Here is a 21,946-nt window from a genome sequence, read left to right on the forward strand (position 1 = left end):
CAACAATCGACCCATGAAGTTACATAACTACCAGACGCCACTAGAAGTTTTTCGGGGTTGTTCGAATTAAACTTGTAATCTGCCAAATATTAAAAATAAACAGGTATCTGGGCCTTTTTTTTACGAATATCTCGCTTATTTTCGCATCTCAATTCTAAAGAAAAATTATAATTTAGTATAAAAGCCCCAACGCAAGCTGCGCTGGGGCTGATTTTTAATTATTTTAGTGAAAGTAAGGCATTAAAAACGGCTTGCGGTAATTCAATATCAGACTGAGCCGCCTGACGCTTGTTCGCACTTTGACGGCGGAGCAGCGCCTGCTTCTTGGAGATACTTTTAGCCTGACCATTGACCGCAGCATTTTTACGCAGAGGTGGCACATCAACCCGGGCAACTACCCGCCCCTCCACCAACGCCTGAACCGGCATCGGATAAAGGCGCCTTGGAATCGTCATTTTCAATTCGTGGACCAATTGTTGCGTTTGTTCGGCCACCCGTGAGCGATGGGTCACAAAAGCCAATGCATCGACCTGGACATAGTTAACCTGCAAGTCGACCTTGACCAAATCAGCTTCCTGATAACCAATGGCTTCCGTACTAAACGAAGCGTAGCCGTGCGACAATGATTTTAATTGGTTAAAGAAATCGTAGGCAATTTCGGATAAAGGCATTTGATAGACCAAGCGGACATAATCACCCTGGTTGCCCATATCCATAAACACACCACGATAATCATCCGCTAATTTCATTAACTGGTTAACCGAATCACTTGGCGTCATGATGGTCGCCTTGACCACCAGCTCCTCGACCGCTAAAATTTGATCAAAATCAGGAAACTTGGTTGGATTGGTCACTGTCACCGTCTGAATGTCCTGGCCCTTTTGTGCCACCTGTACCCGGTAAGAAACGTTTGGGGCTGTCACCACAACCTGGATTCCAAACTCGGTTTCAAGGCGTTCTTTAATGATTTGCAGGTGAAAAATCCCCAAGAAACCTGCTCGAAAGCCTGGTCCCATCGCTTCGGATTGCTCATTCGTTAATACAAGGGAGGTATCATTCAAAGCTAATTTTTGCAATGCTTCCTGCAAAACATTGTAGTCGTCGACTGGGTAAATGCCGGCATAAACAACCGGCTGACTCTGCTGGTAACCAGGCAAAGCCGTTTCAGTTGGCTGGCTTTGGCTCGTCAACGTATCCCCAACTGTTACCTGCTTGGGATTTTTAATCCCGGTCACGACATAGCCGACTTCACCAACGGTCAATTCGTTGACAGGCACTCGGTTTGGTTGGTAAATACCAACTTCTTTGGTTAGCAGTTTTTGCCCATTAGCCATTAATTGAAGTGCGGTGCCCTTTTTTAGGGTGCCATCGATTACCCGAATTTGGGCAATCACCCCTTGAAAGGCATCATATTCAGAATCAAAGACGAGGGCCTTGAGAGGACTGCTTTCATCACCGACCGGGGCCGGCAATTCATGAACAATCGCCTCCAAAAGGTCCGCTATTCCCAAGCCAGTCTTGGCTGAAATGTGATAAATCTGACGATTAGCCAAGGTCGGGTCCAGTTGTCTAATTTGTTCTTCTCTCTCGTCAATCTGAGCACTCGCGGCATCAATTTTATTTAAAACCGGTAAAATCGGCAGCCCCAATTCATGGGCTAACCGCCAATTCGCAACCGTTTGTGCTTGCACACCCTGGGTCGCATCAACCAAAAGGATGACGCCATCGGTTGCTGAAAGGCTTTTCGTAACTTCATAGTTAAAGTCAACGTGACCCGGTGTATCAATCAGATTTAACTGATAGTCTTGGCCGTCATTTGCCCGATAAGTATTTTGCACCGTCCGTGACTTGACTGTCACGCCGTGTGCTTGCTCCACCCCCATGCTGTCTAACAACTGGGGTGTCATTTCCCGGTCAGAAACCGTCTTGGTTTCCTCCATGAGTCGGTCTGATAGTGTTGACTTACCATGATCAATGTGGGAAATAATTGCAAAATTACGAATTGATTTAAGGTTCATTGTTCAGTTTCTCCATTCGAATGCAGTGCGCGTTGAATGGGGCTGAAAAAGACTTCAATCCCATTCTGTTATCAGAATGAGAAGCCAACAAGTTGAATTGTCATAGTGCTTTTCTCCTTTTACTTTGATTAATAGCTATTCATTAGCCAAACGGTAATAAACATTCATATCGTGATATGTGCCCGCCCGATATGAGTAATCCGGATGAGATATCAGATAAGTAAAGCCAGCAGCACGAATCACACCGTTTGATCCAGGATTCTCAACGTCGGCCAAAACAATAATTTGGTGCAGACCCGCCACCCGAAAAGCATAGTCGCAAAGCGCTTTAGCTGCCGCCGTCATAATTCCCTGCTTTGTATAAGCCTTGGTCAGCCAATAGCCCATCTCAGCCCGCCGGTCCATTGCTGAATAGTGATGCAACTCAATCATTCCAATGATTTTACCATCTTTTTGAATAGTAAAAATCAGCTCCTTACCCGGTTCGCTGATTTTTAATTGTGACTCAAGATAGGTCAGCGTATCTTGGACAGCCTCCGTTTGATCAACAAAAGGTAAAAACTGGCCAATATGCTCGCGGTCTTGGTCCACAACCGTATAAATTTCTTCCGCCATCTCAACTCGAGCGGAAACCAATGTCACCCCAGGGTGTTTTTGCAGCTGAATCTCTGTCATGGTGCCCCCCCTTTCAGTTAAGTTAAGATAGAAGGCATTTTTCTTATTGGTATTTTAACACAGTCACGCTGCCTTTGTCGGGATTGACTGGAGGAAAATCGTTGAAAGAACAAACAGGCCGCCAAGAACTTGAATAGCCGTCAAGCTCGTCCCCAAGAAAGCAACTGCTAAGAACGTCGCTGTCAGGGGCTCAAAGGAACTTAACATCCCGGTTGTGGCTGGCTGAAGGTCCTGAAGGCTATTAATATAGAACAAATAAGCCAACATAGTTCCAAAAATAACGATAAAAGTAATCTGCCCACCACCGACTAGCGAAATTGACTTCAACGAATGGCTGAACAAAATTGGAAAAAATGGAATCGAGCCGAGCGTCATCGCCCAGCCAACGACCAGACGACCATCAAAGTTTACTAAGAGTTCTTTGGGCAACAGTGTGTAAGAAGCCTGACTCAAGCCAGCTGCCAAACCCCAAAATAGGGCTAGCGGTGCCAGTGAAAGTTTAATCAGGTTACCACTCGTTACTAGTAAGAAGGTTCCAACCAAGGCAACGATGACCGAAATCAAATCCAACCGCCGTGGCAAGGCATGGCTACAAACCGTGAGATACAAAATAATAAAAATTGGCCCCAAAAATTGTAAGACTGTCGCCGTTGGTGCATTGCCATAATGAATAGCCATAAAATAAGACAATTGCGATGGCAACATTCCTAAGAAGGCAAAGAGCAAAAGAAAGGTCGCTGATCGCTGATTTTTCCAAATGGAAAACAAAGATTGCTTACTTGCCAAGCCATACCACGCTAGCAATAAAAGGCCAGCCAACAACAAACGAACACCTACTAACCATAATGGCGAAATTTGGCTGTTAGCAAAGAGGGCTTGTGCCGCCGTGCCGGACGCTCCCCAGAAAACACTACCGGTAACCGCATACAAAATTCCCCGTCCTGCTTTCTTCTCCGCCATGGCAAACCCTTCTCTTTCTAAATTAGTAAAATTAGTTTGATTATACATGAAAAAAGGTAAATCAAACAGATTTACCTTCTACCAAGATTAATTAAGCGTTTTTGTTAAGTGCACTTATAAGTGAACATTATTTGTAATTAATTGATAAAAATACTTTTATCTATCACCTTCTTTCTGATGACCAGCATCAATACTCACTCATCCAGGCACGGCCACCCCAGTTAAATTGATGAAAATTTTGGTGCCAAGCATGGATTGATTGCGAAAATAGATACTTTTTCCAGTTTTTCCAACCTCTGTTTTGGTTAAAATTACCCCAGCCCATCTTTGGTCCAAAGCCATCCCAACAATGGTGGCTCATACCACCAGAAGAAAAATAAGGTGAATGGTGGCTCCGATAATGATTTCGTTGGTCTTGGAACCTGTGGCGGATAGAGGCCGGCCACGAAACTTTATTAATTAGCCTTGACGGTTGATGACTGGCAACCGCTATTTGTTCCTTTTGAGCTGGTGAAAACTCATGCACAGCCACTGTCACCACCTGCGACTGATTCCCATACGCATCGACCGTTTTGAACTGAACCGTTTTATTTTCTCGAATTGACAGATCACCCTGATATTTTTGCCATTGCTGACCTTGATTCAAAGAATACATAACCGTCAATTCGTTATCGCTCGGGTTGTCCGCCGGCAGATTCGCTTTTGCTGTTAGTAACAGTGGAAAGCGCTGAATAACGCCGCTACCATCTTTTGTAACGGTTAGTGCTGGCAAATTTGTTTGATAATAGCGGACATTTAATTTCTTTTTAGTCTGATTACCAACAGCATCACGAATAACTAAAATCGACCGATTATCCCCTTTAGTTAGGTAAAGAGGCACCGAAAACTTCGTCAACCCACCCGTAGTTTTTTGGTTAAAAATCAGACTAAACGGCTTAGTGGCAACCATATCGCCATTAATCGTTAGTTGATAACCATCATAGTTATCGCCTGCTTGCCCGCTAAGTTGGTAGGTCTCCTGATTGGTTTTAACCTGGTAAGTCCCATCATCTAGTCGCGCCAGCGTGCTTTCGTTAAAAAGATTTAACTCCGGTAAACTGGTATCAACGTAGAATTTCAAGCCACCATCAACTAAGGTCCGCCCACCAGCATTAATTTGAATTGGAACTGCCGTCTTCGCATTGGCTTTGGCCTCGACAACAGTTGAAAAAGCCAACGTCTTTGGATTGACCTTCACCGCTAGGCGCTTTCCCTGCTTTTCACCAATCAAAAGCTGGTCAACCGGTTTTCGCAAGTGCCCGCTAATCGTGAGCTTTTGTGCCTGCTGGTCATAATACCGTGTTTGCGCCGTCACCATATTGAACTCAAAATTTACGTCATGATCGAAAGTGATGATTGGCTTCTTAACGCCATCCAGTAATCCTTCTGCGGCAGATTCCTTTTTACCTGTCCCAGTCAGCGCTTGACCAACTGGACTAAGACCAACCTCGCCCACTTCCGGCTGACCCGCTGTTGTTCCCTTTGCTTGATAATTCAATTGAGACGAAGATTTGTTTGTTGTAGCAGCCGCATCCAAACCAGCCAACGTAAAGGATTGACTCGTCAGGTTTCCAGCATTATCATCCGCATGGAACGCCTGGATTTGGTCAGATCTTAATGGCAGTGATAGGCGTTGATAAACTTGGTGATTTTCTTGCAATGGCTGATTAACAATCGTCAACATACCATTAATAACGAGGCCAACACGGCCGAAAGTGTCAATCCCGCTTAATTCATCCGTCAAATCAGCTGCCAAAACCATTCCTTTTTCTGCTTTCGCTGACTGATTTTTTATTTGGAAATGGGGATTGGCAACCAGCGGGCCATGGCCATCGACTTTAAGCGGCAAGACTAAGCGTTGGCGAACAACTTGACCATCAATTCCATCATTCAGTCGACCACTAGCCGCCTCTGCTGATAGCTGGTAATAATATTGACCATCCAAAACCGCCTCGTTGCGCCCCATTTTGGTATTCCAAATATCACCACGCCAGCCTTGCCCACCGGCGTCATAGGACGTAAATTGGTCCTTGCCCCGTTGATAATAGGACTTCAATATGTCTTTATCAATGCTAACCGTTCGTAGTGGCTGTTGATTTGCCCACCGAGAATCAGTCGGATTGTGCTGATAAATTTCACCGACAACGTGATGGGCATTGCGCCAAAGGTTAACCAATGGCTGCGCTTGCTTATTAATAGCATCCTGACTCGATGAAATGGCAATATTTTCTGGAATAATCGTCCCTGCTTTGTTCAGGCCCAACGGCACTTTGCTGGGGTCTACAAGGGTCGATTGGCCAAAGTAAGAATCGGGATTCCAGGCTGGCCGGTCAAAAATTTTCTGATTTTGCCAATCACCATAGTAGCCAAGGTATGGCATGACTAACTGCTGACCACCCTTTTTCAGTAAGTGGCCAGCAGAATCGACCGCCTTAAATTGCAAATAGCCTTCAACAAAGCCATTCTTAGCCCGGTCGGGTAAGGTCAAGCCAAAGCGCACGGCCACCCGCTGATGAGCTGGCACCTTAACCACCGTCTTTTCACCATTTGGCGCTTGATCTACTGTATCTGACCCCAATATTGACAAATCAGCGCCTAAAATCCGCTTATCCGCCGCTGGCTTTCCCGGTACCGAACCATCCGTCCAGACTCGGTGGTCAGCCTGGTAACGAAAAGTCTGCTCTTGGTCAGTCTGATTTTCTAAGAAAACCTGCAAGGATTGTTTTGATTCGCCAAAGGAACCTAGCGACAAAGATGCAACGCCTCGAGAAGTCGTTAGAGACGTCCGGCTGTTAATCGCATCTTCAACCTGTGCCAACCCCGCTCCCTGAACACGGGGCGAAACAATCGCTAATGTCTTTTCATCCACTAACGGCCGAGCGGTATTCATTAAAGCCGTCTTCATGTGTTGACTGATTTTTTCAGCCGGTACCCGGCCACCCAATGACTGGGCAAACAGAGCAGCAGAACCAGCCATCACGGGCGTCGCCATCGAAGTGCCCGACTTATAGTCGTACCGGTTACCGTTCAAGCTTGATAATAATCGACCACCAGGAGCTGTGATATCAGGCTTTAGCTGCAAATCGGACGTTGGACCATAGGATGAAAAAGAAGACAGATGACTCAATTTCGCCGGACCGTCGGCTGGAATATCATAGGCCAAGTTGTCTGATGAAGCGACGGTCAACACAGAAGGCGATACACCGGGTGAGTCAATCGTTCCGGTATCGTTTGTTTTGCGTGTATTGATAACGTTGAGACCGGTATTGGAGGTGGACAGACCGGAGTTTCCCGCTGCAACGACCGGGATAGTCCCCTTCTGCGCCGCCAAATTCACGGCCCGCTGTTCCGGACTATCTGGGTCAACGTCCCCACTGATAGAACCCAGAGAAAGGTTAATTACATCGGCCTTGAGCAAAACGGCATCCTCAATTGCTGCAATAATATCATCACTGCTGGCACCGCCACCATTATTCGAAAAAACCTTCATATTTAGCAGCTGCGCATTGGGTGCCGTTCCGATGGCATAAGCCTTTTGATTAAAGCCAGCAAAATTTGGTAAAGACGAATAGCCAGCAGCTAACCCGGCAACATGCATGCCATGCATCGAATTTTTATTTAAATCAAAAACCGTATTGGCCGTCCCATCGGCATAATTATAAGAATATGGAATCTTAGCCGATGAGTAACGGCCATGACCAAGGTGGCTGATAGCTTCTTTTGCCTCTTTTTGGCTAATTTTCTTCTTGGCATTTTTGCCTAGCCGCATAATTTCATGATTAGTATCAATACCGGTATCAACAATCGCGATAACCGTTTTATCTCCCTTCAGACGATGCTGACGCCATACAGTTAAAGCCTGCACAATTTGATCAGCAGCCAAATCTTGGGGTTGATAAATATTGGCGGCCGTCACGCGTTTCACTCCGGCAACGGCCTGAACAGCCTTCAAATCCTTGACCTTCGTCACAATCGACATCGTATTCGTTAGGTAACCAAATTCGTGTTGGGCCTTTTTCTTAGCAATTTTTTCAACCGCTTGCCGGGCAGGACGCTGTTCAGCGAGTACCTGTCGGCTGGCAGCCCGCACTTCCTCGACTTTATTCTCTCCCGCTGCTCGTCGAGAGCGTGAGTGTTGGCTAACTGTCGAACCCGTGGCAATGTTGGCGGCTTGCTCAGCTGCGCCCTCCACCCTCAAGGCTGCTGGTGGTTGATCGAACTCAACCATCAAAGTTACCGGACTTTCGGCCAATGCTTTTTCTGATTTAGGCACTGGTAAACCCTTGGCTTTAAGCTGTTCCTTCACTCGTTTCTTAAAATTCTGGTCAGCTTGCTGACGAATCCGCTCATGGTCCGCTTTCATTTGTTCCTCAGGACTTTTGGTGTCCAAGGAAGTCGCCCGCACAATAGCCGGATCCTTGTTCGCTTTTTTCACGGCTTGCTTTGCGGGCTGGTTTTCTGCTGCCACGGCAGGAAGACCACTTTCAAGTACAGTAGGTGCTAACAAGAATGCCAGCAATACCAAACCCAACCGTTTCTGATGATACATAAGACAACCTTCCTCTCTACCTCTGATGGAGGTGTTGATTTCACTTGTCTTTTTCCTATTTCTGCCGTCATTATAAAAAGAATCAATTTTTGGCACAAATTTTTTGGTTAACGAGGACAAAATCAGGCCGATTATGCCAAATCGCCATCTTGAGTATTCAAGAGACTGTCCAATAGCCAAAAGAATCGCGACGACCCTTGCGCAAATCAAAAAAAAAAGAGTAATGAACTACCCTCAATAGCTCGTTACTCTTAGGACAAAAAGAAATTATAGATGGCCATCCCCGAATGCTACGAGAATGGCCGTCTATATCAGCAATCACGATTGCATATGATTACTGAACTAATGATTATCCGTTTTATTTTTACCTCCACTTACCTTTAGTTGACCAAATTTTAATCCAACTCCAGTCAAACCAATCGAGAGGCTAGCCATCGTTACAGCCAAAAATGTTAACGGCTGGTCTAAGTGTTCGACTTCCCAAGTATCGGGTAGAGCAATTTTTGCAGGGAACAAATTATCCATTAATGTTGCTGGGTTTGTAGTATTCTCAACAGGATTACTCTGTGTCTCCCTTGGTTGAGCGCTCTCTTGTTGGATTTGCTGGTTAATTTGCTTGAGAGAATCCAAGAACTGCTGATAGGCGGTCTGAACATCCCCCACCGTCCGTGCTTGTTGCAAGGCAGCTATGAACTGTCGCTCGGCTGGTTGAATTTTGTTAATCAATTGAGGCTGTTCATCTGCTGGCAATTGCTTTTTTGCATCGTTGATTGCCTGATCTGCCTCTTTCTTAGCTTGCTGTTCGACCTGGTCTTGGGCCTTTGCCTGTTGCTGAACGTTTGTCAATTTCTTATTGAAATCAGTTACGGCAACATCAACGGCCTTTTGGTCATTTGCTTGTTCAACTTCATCCATTGCCTTTTTCTTGGCTTGGTCAATAGCTGGTTCAAATTGTGGGCCCTGACCCTCTGGCAACGCCTGCTGAGCACTATCAGCAGCATGTTCGATTTGCGCTACCGCTTGGTTTTTGGTTGCTGCCAATTCAGCCGCAGCATGGGCCTTCCCCACCGCCTGTTCCTGAAGACTAGCAACTGTCTGCTTAAACTTCTCTAGGGCTTGCTGAATCTCATCTGCATTCTGGGCCCGATCAAGGTCCTTTTCAGCCGTCTGGCGTGCAGCATCAATAGCCGCCGAAGCAAAGCTGGCTTGCTTACCGGCCGGCAACTTTTGTTTGGCAGCTGTCGTGTTATCATCCACTGTTTGCAGGGTCACTTGTTCTTGGTCTTTCAATGCTTGACCCGGTTGGTGAACATCGTTAATTCCTGGCAAACCATTCTGAAGCGCTTGCTCAGCTGTCCTTGGATCGGCTGCTTTCTCAATAATCGCCTTCAAAGCGTCTGCCTTTTGATTGGCAGTAGCAATTTGCTGTTGCTTATCTTGAGTCGAAAGGGTTGGATCCTGGTTGATTGCCTCAACAACCTGTTTTTTAGCAGCATCAATTTGCTGGTTAAGCGCAGGTAGCTGTCCATTTAAATCAGGCTTTGCCTGATGGGTATCCTGAATCTTTGCCTGACCAGTTGCCAAAGCATCAGCTACTACTGCCTCAGTCTGAGCCGCGGCAATCGCAGCCAGCGCCTGATTGTGCACAGCCTGTGCAGTCTCTATCTGATTTTGCACATCCAAGTCTGATAAAGTACGGTCAGACTGAATTGATGCTAACGTTGCATTCAATAATTGTTGCAATTGCTGGCGAGCATCCGCTTGACTTGCTTGAAGAGCAATTGTTGGTAAGGTAGCCACAAACTGCTGCAAGCTAGTCACAACCTGATTTCCATCAGTAGCCGAAGCAACATCGGCATTGGTCTGTTGTGTCAATTGACTCAACTGCGTCATCAAGCCTGCTTTCTCGTCATCAGTTAAATGCTGATAACCGTCAACGGCCTGAACAGCCGATTGCAAAGTTTGATACAACTTTTTGACCCAATCGGCCTTCATTTGTGCAATTGACGTCTGCTTTGCTTGACCAAAGGTCAAAGCCGTCACATCGTCTTGAACCATCGTTTCGGCCGCTACAACTGTTTGAGCAGACTTCAGTTCATTGACAAACCAGTCTTGCATGCCATCAATTACTCGGACAATAATCTGTTGACCAGCAACCGAAAGGTTTGCCTGCTGCTTTGTTTTAGCAGCCAAAGCCGTTGCAACGGCAACAATCTGCTGGTTAAAGTCAGATAATCGGTCAGCCACGGATTGACCACCATGATAAACGCCATTAATAATTTGCACAGCCGTTTCACTAGTACCAGTCACCTGGGCAGCATTTTGGCTGTCATTGATTGACTTAGTCCAGGTATCCACGACTTCTCGCAAACTCGTTTGTTCGGCAGTCTTCTCTTGCTGACTCAAAGTGCCATCAGCAGTGATAGCCGCATCATCTTGAGACTGTGCAACTCCCAATTGGTGGAAGGCAATGTCCTTAGCCAAAGCTGTTTGACTTTGAGCCAAGGTAGCTTGCCAAGCCGCACTTGCCGTCTGAATTTGATCAGCATTCTCAGCCTGGTTGGCTGCAGACTGTGCCTGAATGTTGGCTGCCTGAAGAGCAGCTGTCAGGGCATCTTTTTGCTCGGTTGTGATCAGACCATTTGTCGTCGCCTGATCAATTTGATCTTGTTCTTGCTGACTGGCAGTCGAAACCTGATTCTTCAACTGGGCTGCTTGTCCTGTTGCACCACTCATGGCCAAACCAGGTTGGTGAACCCCATTTAGGCTGACCAGACCTTGTTGCAGGTCTTCAACATCTTCGCGCAAATCAGCTGCATTGGCCATTGTCTTTTTCAGATCTGACGCCTTCTGGTTAAGCGCCTCAATCTGCTGTTGCTTTTCAGTGGCAGTCAACGTTTGATCTTGATTAATCGTAGTCGTTGCTGTCTTGACGGTATCATCAACCTGCTGGTTCAGCTTTGGTAATTGTTCAATCAAAACAGCTTGTTCTTGATAACTAGCTTCAACGGCTTCCTGGCCCGCCGTTAAGGCACTCGCTACTGCCTGCAAATCACCTGCTTGTTGCACTTGCTTGGTCATAAGCGGCTTGAGCCGTCCGAATCTGATCTTGCACCTCTTGATGAGATAATGATCGGTCAGCCGTAATATCCACCTTGGTTGTTTCGAAGACCGATTGCAACCGATTAACAGCATTCGTTTTGCTTGCGTGCAAGTTCAACTTAGTCAAATCCAGCATCAAATCTTGCAACGATTGCTCCGTTTGATCCAGCGTCTGGCCTTGGCTAATTTGACTGTTGGTTGTTGTCACCAGTGACTGCATTGTTTGCAGTAAGGCTGATTTTTCATCAGCGGACAAAGCTAAATAGCCATTAATCGACTGGTCCGTTGCCTTCAACTCGTTATAAATACGAGCAAACCATTCGCCCTTCCCTTGACCAACTAGACTAGTAGCATTCTGGCCAAAGGCCATCGCATTCAAATCGTCTTGGACCATTGTTTCGGCCTCAACGACGCTTTTAGCGCCCTGCAATTCATGCAAGTACCAGTCCCGATTATTTTGAACCGCTTCCACAATCACTGCCTGACCGGTTGGAGAAAGACTTTTATCCTGGTTGATTTGGGCAACAGCTTGAGATGCGGATGCCTGAATTTTAGCAGTGTAACTCTGCATTCGTTCATCAACCGGCTGACCGCCATGGTGGACCTGGTTGATTGCTGCTACTGTGTCGCTGGTAAATTGGTCCACTTCGTCAACTGTTTTTGCAGCTACCAAACTTTGCTGACCAGTATTCCAACGAACATTAACGATTTCTGCCTGCTCGGCTTTTTCTTGATTACTTAACGTTGGGTCATCATTAATTGCTTGATCAGCACCGTTATAAGCAACTAATAGTTGATAGCTAGCGATATTAATTGCCAAGTTGTATTGGACACTGGTCAAATCATTCGTCAACTTTTGATTAGCTGTCAAAAGTTGATCAGCCGTCGTTAAGGTGTTGTCGGCATCAATACGTGACTGAACCTTTTTCTTTTCAACCGTTAACCGGTCAATATAGTTGCCAACTCGCTGTTGCACCGTTGCACCATCTTGTGGAACCCCAGCAACTGCTTTTATACCATTGTTGACAGCACTAGCTAAACTAGCTAGATTTTGAGCTACCAGTAAGGCCTGTTGGTACTGAGTGAAGAGCAGCATGACTTGAATATTTTGGTTCGCCTTCTCAACATCCGACAAGGTTTGATTATTGGCGATGACCTGGTTAGCATCCAACTGCGCCTGATTCAAGGCATGCAGATTGACATCCTGTTGTGTCATAAACTTGACTTGATCAAGGCCATCCTGAAGCGCCTGCTGGCCAGCCTGCAAATCATCTGCATTCTGAGACTCGTTAGCACTTTGAACGGCTGCATTTTGCAAGGCCGTCACTTGTCCCTTCAAACTTGCTGTTTCGCTGTTAGTTAACGACTTTTCTTGGTCAATCTTGGCTGCTGCCTGGTTAGCTAGCTGTGTAATCAAGTCCAAGAGGTCCTGATGCTGTTGGCTCAGTGTCTTTTCAGCTGGTTGGTGAATAGCAGCGATAATTGTCAAACTTTGGTTCACGAAATTGACACCATCGGCTGCGGTTGTCGCCTTGGCTAATTGTGCTAAAGCCGCATCCTTAGCCTGGGACAACTGGTTCAACTGATCTGCCTTAGCAGCTGTTGTCAATGAAGGATCACCATTAATAGCCATCGTTGCCTGGTTAGTGGCAGTTGTGATTGCTTCGATCAATTGTGAGCGCCGGTCATCGATGCTTTGCCCCTGCACATGGTTTGTAGCAACCGTCTGGTCAAAAGTTGTTTCAGCCGATTGAGCATCCGTTACCGTGGTTGCGGAGGTAATCTGTTGCAGTGCGGCTTGTTGCTGAGCACTAACATTGGCCTGTTGGACCTGCTTTTCATTGTCAGCAAGAGTTGCGTCTTGACTAATAGCCGCCACCACCTGTTGAGCACTTTGGTTGACCGCGTTAGCTGATACGTCCTGTTGCAAGCTCAATTGCACACCGGCCACGTCCTGGTTGAGTTGGTCAATGATGGCATTAATCTGGTCAGCCGTCGTAGCACTAGTCAATGACTGACTTGCCTTTTCTTGAGCCTTGGCCAAGGCTACCGTGAGGGCTGACGCCTGGTCGGCTGTCACCTGTCCTTTATCCTTGGCCGTCGCAATGGCATTCATAACAGCCTTCACCGCATTTTGAGCCTAATCGGCTGCTCCTTGGCGCTGCTGGTCAACTGATTTTGCAGCCTGTTGATGAATCAGCGTGAGGGTTGTCAGTCCAGTATTTTGCAAGGCAGTCAACTGGTTAGCCGCTGTCGCTACATCAATCTGGGCTAAAATACTTGCCCGAGCATCGTTGACCTGCTGGACCTGGCCGTCTTGACCACCTTGCCCAGCCTTTGTCAAGGAAGCATCCTGATTGATGGCTACTACTTGTTGGTCAGCCGTTTGATTAATAGCAAAGCGGACCTGTGCTTGCTGAATCTGCAAGGCCACGCCGGCCAGGATTGAAAGACCATTTGTTTGCACGGATTGTAGGTCATCTGCATTAGCAGCCTGTTCAATTTGACCTTGCAAGCTATCCTTTGTCTGGCGAATTGTTTCCTGCAGAGTCGTTGCGTCGGCTGACGAAACGGCTTGTGCTGCTAGTCGGTCCGTTAAGGCCTGAATTTGGTTAGCCAACCAGGTTTCTTGACTCTGGCGCTGACTATCAACTGCCGTTCCCACCACGTGGGTTGCACTAAGCACCTGGTTAATTGGTTCAATCTGCTGATTCAACTCAGTTGCCCGGGTGCTTTGTTTCAACTTATCGTCGCCTTGCGCCTTAGCATGGTCCAAATCAGCAATTTGCTGGTCCTTTTGGCTACTGGTTAAGGTATTATCTGCGGTAATGGCATCTTTAATTTGACCATACAGCTTATCTAAGTTAGCCACTGCCGTACTTTTCTGGTCTACCAGTGAAACTGAATTTGGTACGTGGATTTGATTCAAATCGCTCAAAGCGGCTTGTAGGTGGTCGGCCAATGCTTGTGCATTCGTTTTGCCGTTCAAATCAGTCTGTGCCTGTTGCAATAATTGCTGGTTAGCGGCCGTTTGCTGGTCAATCTGTGCCTGACTCAATGAATCATCTTGATTAATATTGTTTTGAACGTTCTGTGACTTTTGGTTAACTTGTTGCAAAGCCGCTGTAATCTGTGTTGCCAATGGCTGATCAGTGCTGGCGCCCTGGCCGTCATCCGATTGACGGTCCTTTTGCAATTCTTGCTGGCCAGCCGTCAGCAAGTCTAAAATTGTTTGTCCGGTGGTTTTTGAATCCGCCAGAGCATCGTTCAGTTTATCAGTGCACTTAGATAATGATGATGATAAGAGCAACTCTCGAGCTGATTTACTACGATCAAGGAGGTTTGAATCGTTCATCACTGCTGCCGTCAAGGAATCCTGTAAATCAGTTAGAGTCTTTACAGCATTTTGGACCTGGGCATCCAAAGAAAGGCCAGGAACGTGGCTAGCGTCAATGCCCTTGAGACCTTGCGTCTGAGAGTCCAAGACATCTTGCGCATTGACAGTATTCGTTAACAAGTTATTGGCAGTCGTCAAAGCCTGATCGACAGCTGCTAACTGACTATTGCGGTCTGCGGTAGTCAAAGTCTGATCATCAACAATTTCTTGACGAATTTGGTCATGCTCATCCTGGAAGTTTTGTCGCACTGTTGCCTGCTGAGCCTGCACGCTTGGTTGTAAGACGTGTTGATCTTGAATAGTCATGGTCTGCTGGACCTGAGCATCCAAGATGGACTGGGCATCGGACAAAGCATTAATGGCTGCCTGGGCGCTCGACAAAGCAGTCGTGACAGCTTGTTGCTGGCTCACCCGCTGGGCATTCGTCAAATTGGGATCGTTGGAGATAGCTTGAAGCACCTGATTGGCCGTAATAGCCAAGCTATTATTGGCTTTTTGTTGCTGAGCGCTGATGGCTGCCCCTGCTTGATAAACGTCGTTGACCGCTGCAATGGTCTTATTCTTCAAGTCCAGGATAGCTTGGGCGTTCGAAGCCTTGGCAAGGTCATCGTCAACACCCGTCAAGGTAGCATCAACTGCCTGGTCCTGCTTGGCTTTATCGACTGTATTTAATGTCTTGTCAATATCAATCGCTACCTTAGTGACAACAACCGCATCCTGAATGGCTTCCCTTGCATCATTAATTTGGCCTGAAAGCGCTTGGCCTGGCTGGAATTGTTGACTAATACTTTGCAAACCAGCCGTTGTCACATCCAAAATAGCTTGTGCATCGGTTGCATTGGCCAAATTCGTTTGAACTGTGGCCAAAGTCGCAACAGCGGCCTTCGTCTGCTCAGCTGCTTGTTCCGTTGTCAAAGTGACTTCGGCAGCAATTTGGCCCTTGGTTTGAGCAAGCTGAACAGCCAACTGTTTGTTGGCAGTAACCCGCTGGTCAGCTAGTGTACTCATTACGATATGGGTGACGTCTAGAGCATTGTGGGCTTTTGCAACCAAGTCAGCCAGTGACTGGGTATCCGGCGTCACAATGGCCTTGTCCTGATAGCTAACCAAAGTTGTTGCTAAATCAGCCTTTTGATTGGCTTTTTGAGCATTCGTTAGGGTCTGATCACGGTCAATGGCCAACCAAACACCGGTTTGATTACTATCAGAACCGGCATATTGACCTAAGTCGTTTTTAGCACTCGTTTGCTGGTCGGCCAGTGGCGTTCCAATCTGATGATCTGCAGCAATCTGTGGATCATACTGGTTCTGCAAGCTCTGAATGCTGTCAGCATTCTTGACGGCTTGCAAAGCATTCGCCGCATCCACCAAGCTCTGATCAATCAAGCCACGTTGGCGGGTTCGTTCTACTTCGAGCAAGGTATTATCACTCGTAATATCTTGCTTCGTGTTTTTAGCTGTTTGAGTCAGTTCATCAATGGCCCGCTTTTGTTGTGTGGCCAAGTCAGTCCCACTGGTATGGGCTGCATCAACCGCCTTCAGACCAACATTTAGTCGATCTTGGACCGTTTGCGCATCCATTAAGAAGGACGACACAAAACTAGCCACTGCGCTTTCATGAGCATCCTGCGCAGCTGATTTTTGCGCGGCTTTTTCTGTCGTTAAGAGGGTGGCATCTCCCTCAATCACGCCATTAATCGTTTGAAGCTCCTGATCCAATTGTGACTTAGCGTCGGTAATCCGGTCGGAGATGGATGTCGAACTCTTGTGGGTCACAGCCAAATTCTGGTTGGCCTGTGATAAGGCATCCGCAATGGACTGGGCATCCGGTGTATTTTGAGTAGACAAGGATGTCTGCGCTACCGTAACAGCCTGCGCTAAGTCCTGGGCCTGACTTTGCTTATCGGCATTCGTCAACGTTGGATCGATATTGATCAAGGCCTTAAAGCCTTGTGCTAAGTTTTGCAACTTGTTTAAGGCATTGGCCCGCTGGTTATCAACCGAATTTCCTTCAACGTAAGTTTGATCCATTGCGGACAGGGCATTGGTGACCGCATCTTCAATTTGCTGGGCATTCACGGCCTTCTTCACATTTGTCTGGCCATCTTGGTAAGCAGTTGCCAGGTTCTGCTTTTGCGTCTGCTTCGTGACATTCGTCAGCGTTTTATCGGTATTAATCGCGTAAGTAACGGCCGCATTCGATGCCTGCAGTTGATTCAAGCCATTTTGTACCTGGGTTAGCAAATCAGTCCCAACCACGTGGCTATTGTCAATGGCTGTTACACCATCATTTTTGGCTGTATCGATTTGATCGGCCATTTGCGTATCACTAGCATTGATCTTGGTGATTGCAGCATCTCGAGCAGCCTGTAAAGCAGTAATTTGGTTGTTAATCGTTGCCGTATCCAAAGTTGGATCACTTTGGACAGCCGCTTGAACCTTCTGTGCCTCATCACGCAGGCTCTCAACCGCCGCCTGCTTCTGTAAGGCAATATCATCCCCCGCCTTGTAATCAGCATCAATACTGTTAATACCGTTCACTTGGGCCGTGTTGATATCATCGGCTGTCTGAGCCTTATTAACGGCTGCTTCAGCTAAGTTATAATCATCATCAACCGCTGCCTTTTGCGACGTCCGTTCCGCCTCAGGCAAAGTGCCATCATTCTCAATCAAACCCTTGACCTTCATCACTTCAGCCTGCAAAACAGTAATAGCCGCTGCTTGTTGGTTACTGATTGCCTGACCACGCTGGTGAGCAGCAGTGATGTCTTGAATAGCCTGGTTTTTATCAGCCTCGATTTGAGCTGCTTTGGTACCAACGTTAATTTTACTAATAGCTGCCTGAATAATTTGAGCCACGGCAGCCTTCTGAGCCGCCTTTTCAGCCTCACTCAGCGTTGCATCGCCGTTGATGGCCTGGTTAGTACTATCACCGGCTCCGTTCACAGCAGCATTGGCTGCTTTTTGCTGGCTATTAACCGGCTGACCAGCGGTATGCAAGGCGGACAAAACGCTTTGCACATTCGTAATCGTATTGGCAATCGTTTGGGCATCCGTTGTCGTTGTAATCTTTTTGAGTAACACATTAGCAGCATCAGTCACGGCTCGACTCTGTGTTGCGACTGCTGAAACAGTCAGCGTTTCGTCGTCACTGATTTCAATAATAACGGCTTCGGCAGCTTGATTAACAACACCCGTTGCACCCTTTTGCTGGTCAGCCAGTGACGTTCCCGGCATATAAGCCGCCTGGATGGCTGCTTTACCGGCAGCCACAGCATCTTGAATACTCTGCGCATCAACTGTTTGGTTGACTGCCAAAGAAGCAACCGCCTGGTCATAGGCATTGTTAACATTGGTCGTCTGAGTCTGATTATCAGCCGTCAATAATGTCTTATCGTTGGATAAGGCAGTCAAAGTGGTCGTATACTGCGTCTTAATGGCCGTCTTGGCATCGTCACGTTGGCTATCCAGGTCCTTGCCGACAACGTGCGAGTTATTCAGCTTTTGTGACCACGAGAATTGCATATCCGAAACTAATTGAGCAGAAGTGGCGTTGTTAATCTCCGTCTGACCCAAGCTGTAATTCGAGTCTAAAGTTGTCAATTGGCTAGCCTTAACAGTGTTCGTCAACATAACGTCGCTGTTAATGGCCTTTTGGGTTTCCTGATAAGTTGACTGCAACTGTCCCAAAGCCGTCTTCTTTTGGTCCGGCAGTGGTTGGGCAGCCTGATGAGCATTCGCCACGTCGTTGTTGACCTGTGCTAAGCGGTCGGCCAGTTGTTGAGCCGTTGTTTCGTTATTAAAATCAGTCTGAGCCAAAGCCACCAACTGTGTCACCGCATCTCGCTGCGTCTGGCGAGCGGATTCGGTCAAGGTCACATCGTTGGTAATGGCTTGGTTAATTGACTTGACCACCCCAGTCAAAGTTTGACTGGCATTGGCGATTTGCGTTGGTAAATCGAGACCTGGCTGGTGCAGACGGTCAAGATTCTTTTCTGCCTGAGCTAACGCATCTTGAAGAGCTTGGGCCGAAGTTGACGCAGTAGCTAAATCAATTTTCTTTTGTGCAAGAGCAGCAGTAACCGCTTCAGTCTGTGTGGTTTGTTCAGATGCCAACAGTGTTGGGTCACTTGAAATTTCCCCCTGAAGACCGCTAGCATAGTCACTCAACGCAGTCTGAGCTTGTAGCAACTGCTCAGAGAGACTACTGGCGCTTTGATGGTCAGCATTTAGCTGCTCTTGGTACTGGTTTTGCAAATCAGCAACCGCCTGAGCTGTCTGCGCACCCTGCAGCTTTCCTTGTGCTTCTTGCAGGTCAGTTTGCACCAGGGCGCGCTGACTAGCCTCCTGGCTATCTGTCAATGTCGCATCGAGACTAATAGCAGTGACAATTTGACTGGCCAACTTTGTCAGGGCAGCTATGGCAGCCTGGGCCTGTGTCGAAACAGCCTCACCTACTTGGTGATCCGCTTTAATAGCCGCTAAACCGGTAGCCTTTTGATCTGCCACGGCCTGAGCTGCCGTCGCCTGGTCAATCAGTGTGGCGTAGGTATCGTTTGACTGGTCAAAGCAGCTACGTCATTGCTTTGTTGCTGGTCAAGCGCCACACCGGCCACATGGTCGGACTTTAATTGATCTTTCGCCTGGTTGAACTGGTCTAAAATGGCCTGAGCAGTCGTCAACTTGGCCAAAGAAGCCTGGTCCTTCTTGTAATCACTTTGGACCTGAGCCCACTGACTGGCTTTTTCAACATCCAACAACGTCACGTCGCCTTGAATGTCACTTTCCAAGCCGTCCTGAACGGCCTTCAAATTACTTTGTGCAGTGGCAATTTGGTTGGCAATTATGTCACTGGCTTGGTGGCTGGCTGGCAAATTAGTTGTCTGCTGAGCCAACTGATCAGCGACTGCTTGCGCATTCGTTGCTTGGCGAATCTGGTCTTGGGCGCTTGTATAGGCAGTTGCCAAGGCTGATTTTTGCTGAGTCGAAACTGTATCAGTCAGCGTGACATCCCCTGTAATTGCCGCCAAAACTTGATTATTGGTTTTTTCCAACTGAGCTAAAGCACTGGCTTGCTGCTGGTCGAGCGTTTGACCAGAGGTATGGACAGCATTGATTTGACTGGCAGCCATTACCTGATCGTTTTGAATGACCTGAGCGTTATCGTCGGCCTGAATCGTTGCCTCAGCATTTGCCAGGACTTGGTTGACCTGGCTAACCTGGCTTTGCTGCTGACTAGTCAACAGAGTCGCATCCGTATTAATTGCCGTCACTGCCTGCTTGGCGAAACTTTGCAGAACACTCATCGCGGCCTGTTGTTGGTTTGCCACTGCCTGGCCAACCTGGTGAGTGGCTGCAATATTAGTCAAACCGGTCGCCAAATCATCGGCTAATATTTGGGCATTTGCATCAGCATTAACCGCACTTTGAGCAGTCTGAAAAGCAGTATCGGCGTTGTCAACCTGCAGGGTCTGATCAGCCGTTGTTAAAGTCTTGTCGGCACGAATTGCCTGAATGGTATAAGTATGCTTATCTTGTAAGCTTGAAATGGCCGCCTGTAATTGGCTAGACAAATCAGTTCCCGGAACATGGCTGCCATCAATCTTCTCAATGGCCGCATTCCGTGCATCCAAAATACTTTGTGCGTCTGGGGCTTGATTAGCAGCCAGCGCAACCTGGCCGGCCTGATAAGCTTTGGCCAGATTGCCCTCTTGGTCCTGCTTCTCACTATCCAAAAGCGTAACATCTCTTTGAATGTCACTGAAAACTTGACCATTCTTCGCTTGCAAAGCATCCAAGACGCTTTGGCGCTGGCTAGTAATGTCAGTCTGTGGCTGGTGGGCCTGACTGATGAGCACAAGCGCATTGGCCTTGGCATCCGCAATCCCCTGCGCATCCGTTGCTTGGCTAATTGCGGTTTGTCCATTTTCTTGGGCCATTAAAGCGGCTTGCTGTTGGTCTGATTTTTGGGTATTCAAAAGAGTACCATCATTGCTGATGGCATTCGTCACAGTCTTTTGAGCAGTTGTCAACACATCGCTCGCTTCCCGTTGCTGGTCAGCCAGAGACTGACCGGTCGTATAGTTTGGTGCCAATGAGTTAATGCCAGTTGTCTTGACGTCCAGAATCCCCTGCGCATCCTGGGCCTGGTCCAGGCCGGTTTGTGCCTGGAGATAGGCAGCCTGCAACTGGGCCAATTCGGCTTGTTTTTCACTGTTGAGCAGGGTTTTATCATTGTTAATCAAGCCCTGGACCCGAGTATTTTCCAAATCAAGGGCGGATTGGGCTGTTTTTCTCTGCTGGTCAACACCAACACCAGCCGCGTGAGTACGATCAATGTTCGCTAAGCCAGTCGTCTTCGCATCAAGGATTGCCTGACCATCCTGGGCAGCAGACAGCGCTTGACTGGCTTGCTGATAAGCAGCTGCCAAGTTGTTAGCCTGTGCTGATTTGTCAGCAGTAGTTAAAGAGCCATCCACATTAATCGCCCCGGCTACTTGGTTATTTTCGCCATCAAGCAAAGCCTGAACCGCCTGACGTTGGCTGGTCAAGCTTGAACCACTAACGTGAGCACCAGCAATATTGCTATTCCCTGTGGCTGTTTGGTCAAGGATATCCTGGGCAGCTTTCGCAGCCGCCAAGGCAATCAATGCCTGGTTATAAGCGTCCTGGGCAGTCTTTTGTTGCTGTTGCTTAGTAGCATTCGTCAGGGTCACATCCTGACGAATGGCCGTATTCGTATCAGACAAGTTTTGGTTCAACGTACCAGGGTTTCCGTTAGCGGCGGTCAATTGTGGTATACCCGTCGTCTTGGCAGCCAATGAATCTGACAAACCCAAATCAAGATATGACCTACGGCCAGAACCACTAGTAGTCAAAACTGGCACGTTCAACTTAACCGACAACGTATACAAGCCCGTTGACTTATCATAGGTCAAACTATCGAACTTAAAAGTTGTTCCTGTTGCTGGGTTTTGCAAAGTCTTAATTTCAGAACTTGCGTAACCCCACTTTTGCTGTAATGACAGTGGTACAGTTGAAGCATCCGGTGTATCTGCATAACGCTTATAGTACTCTTGATTTTGACCCATCCAATAGGTTGTGGTTGAGTCCGCCGCATGAGCCGTGATGTTTTGTCCGAAATCAATTGGCGCATGGCCAGTAATGACCTGGGTCGCACCAACCAAAGCAAAAGTCGCCATTCCG

Annotated in this window: 8 protein-coding genes; all 8 read right to left on the reverse strand. The window is 47.4% G+C overall.

Translation table 11 applies throughout. The features are described from left to right. Positions 1-218 precede the first annotated feature (218 nt). Positions 219-2,018: a translation elongation factor 4 gene (gene lepA, locus FEFB_RS01490; protein ID WP_047974492.1), complete on the reverse strand. Its 1,800-nt coding sequence runs from the start codon at positions 2,016-2,018 to the stop codon at positions 219-221. A gap of 135 nt (positions 2,019-2,153) precedes the next feature. Further along, entirely contained in the window at positions 2,154-2,693 is a 540-nt protein-coding gene (locus FEFB_RS01495; RefSeq protein WP_053068908.1) for a GNAT family N-acetyltransferase, read from the reverse strand. 63 nt (positions 2,694-2,756) lie between these two features. Next, entirely contained in the window at positions 2,757-3,653 is an 897-nt protein-coding gene (locus tag FEFB_RS01500; RefSeq protein WP_047974493.1) for a DMT family transporter, read from the reverse strand. Positions 3,654-3,840: 187 nt separating this feature from the next. Next, a complete protein-coding gene (locus FEFB_RS01505; RefSeq protein WP_047974494.1) occupies positions 3,841-8,241 on the reverse strand; it encodes a S8 family serine peptidase in 4,401 nt (1,466 codons plus the stop codon). 342 nt (positions 8,242-8,583) lie between these two features. Continuing rightward, positions 8,584-11,322 carry a DUF1542 domain-containing protein gene (locus FEFB_RS01510; RefSeq protein WP_047974495.1) on the reverse strand — a complete coding sequence of 913 codons (2,739 nt, stop codon included), beginning with the start codon at positions 11,320-11,322 and terminating at the stop codon, positions 8,584-8,586. Continuing rightward, positions 11,294-13,459: a DUF1542 domain-containing protein gene (locus FEFB_RS01515; RefSeq protein ID WP_047974496.1), complete on the reverse strand. Its 2,166-nt coding sequence runs from the start codon at positions 13,457-13,459 to the stop codon at positions 11,294-11,296. Before FEFB_RS01515 ends, FEFB_RS01510 begins: the two co-directional genes overlap by 29 nt. Before the next feature lie 24 nt (positions 13,460-13,483). Further along, a complete protein-coding gene (locus tag FEFB_RS01520) occupies positions 13,484-19,249 on the reverse strand; it encodes a DUF1542 domain-containing protein (protein ID WP_047974497.1) in 5,766 nt (1,921 codons plus the stop codon). A gap of 26 nt (positions 19,250-19,275) precedes the next feature. Further along, the gene (locus FEFB_RS01525; RefSeq protein ID WP_047974498.1) at positions 19,276-21,942 is read right to left on the reverse strand and encodes a DUF1542 domain-containing protein; all 2,667 of its coding nucleotides are present in this window, start codon (positions 21,940-21,942) and stop codon (positions 19,276-19,278) included. Between the last annotated feature and the right edge of the window lie 4 nt (positions 21,943-21,946).

The organism is Fructobacillus sp. EFB-N1, assembly GCF_001038455.1.
In the GTDB taxonomy this organism is placed as follows: Bacteria; Bacillota; Bacilli; order Lactobacillales; family Lactobacillaceae; genus Fructobacillus; species Fructobacillus cardui.

Coding starts and splice junctions, on each gene's coding strand:
- lepA (WP_047974492.1), bottom strand. CDS start 2,018: ATGAACCTTAAATCAATTCGTAATTTTGCAATTATTTCCCACATTGAT.
- FEFB_RS01495 (WP_053068908.1), bottom strand. CDS start 2,693: ATGACAGAGATTCAGCTGCAAAAACACCCTGGGGTGACATTGGTTTCC.
- FEFB_RS01500 (WP_047974493.1), bottom strand. CDS start 3,653: ATGGCGGAGAAGAAAGCAGGACGGGGAATTTTGTATGCGGTTACCGGT.
- FEFB_RS01505 (WP_047974494.1), bottom strand. CDS start 8,241: ATGTATCATCAGAAACGGTTGGGTTTGGTATTGCTGGCATTCTTGTTA.
- FEFB_RS01510 (WP_047974495.1), bottom strand. CDS start 11,322: ATGACCAAGCAAGTGCAACAAGCAGGTGATTTGCAGGCAGTAGCGAGT.
- FEFB_RS01515 (WP_047974496.1), bottom strand. CDS start 13,459: ATGAATGCCATTGCGACGGCCAAGGATAAAGGACAGGTGACAGCCGAC.
- FEFB_RS01525 (WP_047974498.1), bottom strand. CDS start 21,942: ATGGCGACTTTTGCTTTGGTTGGTGCGACCCAGGTCATTACTGGCCAT.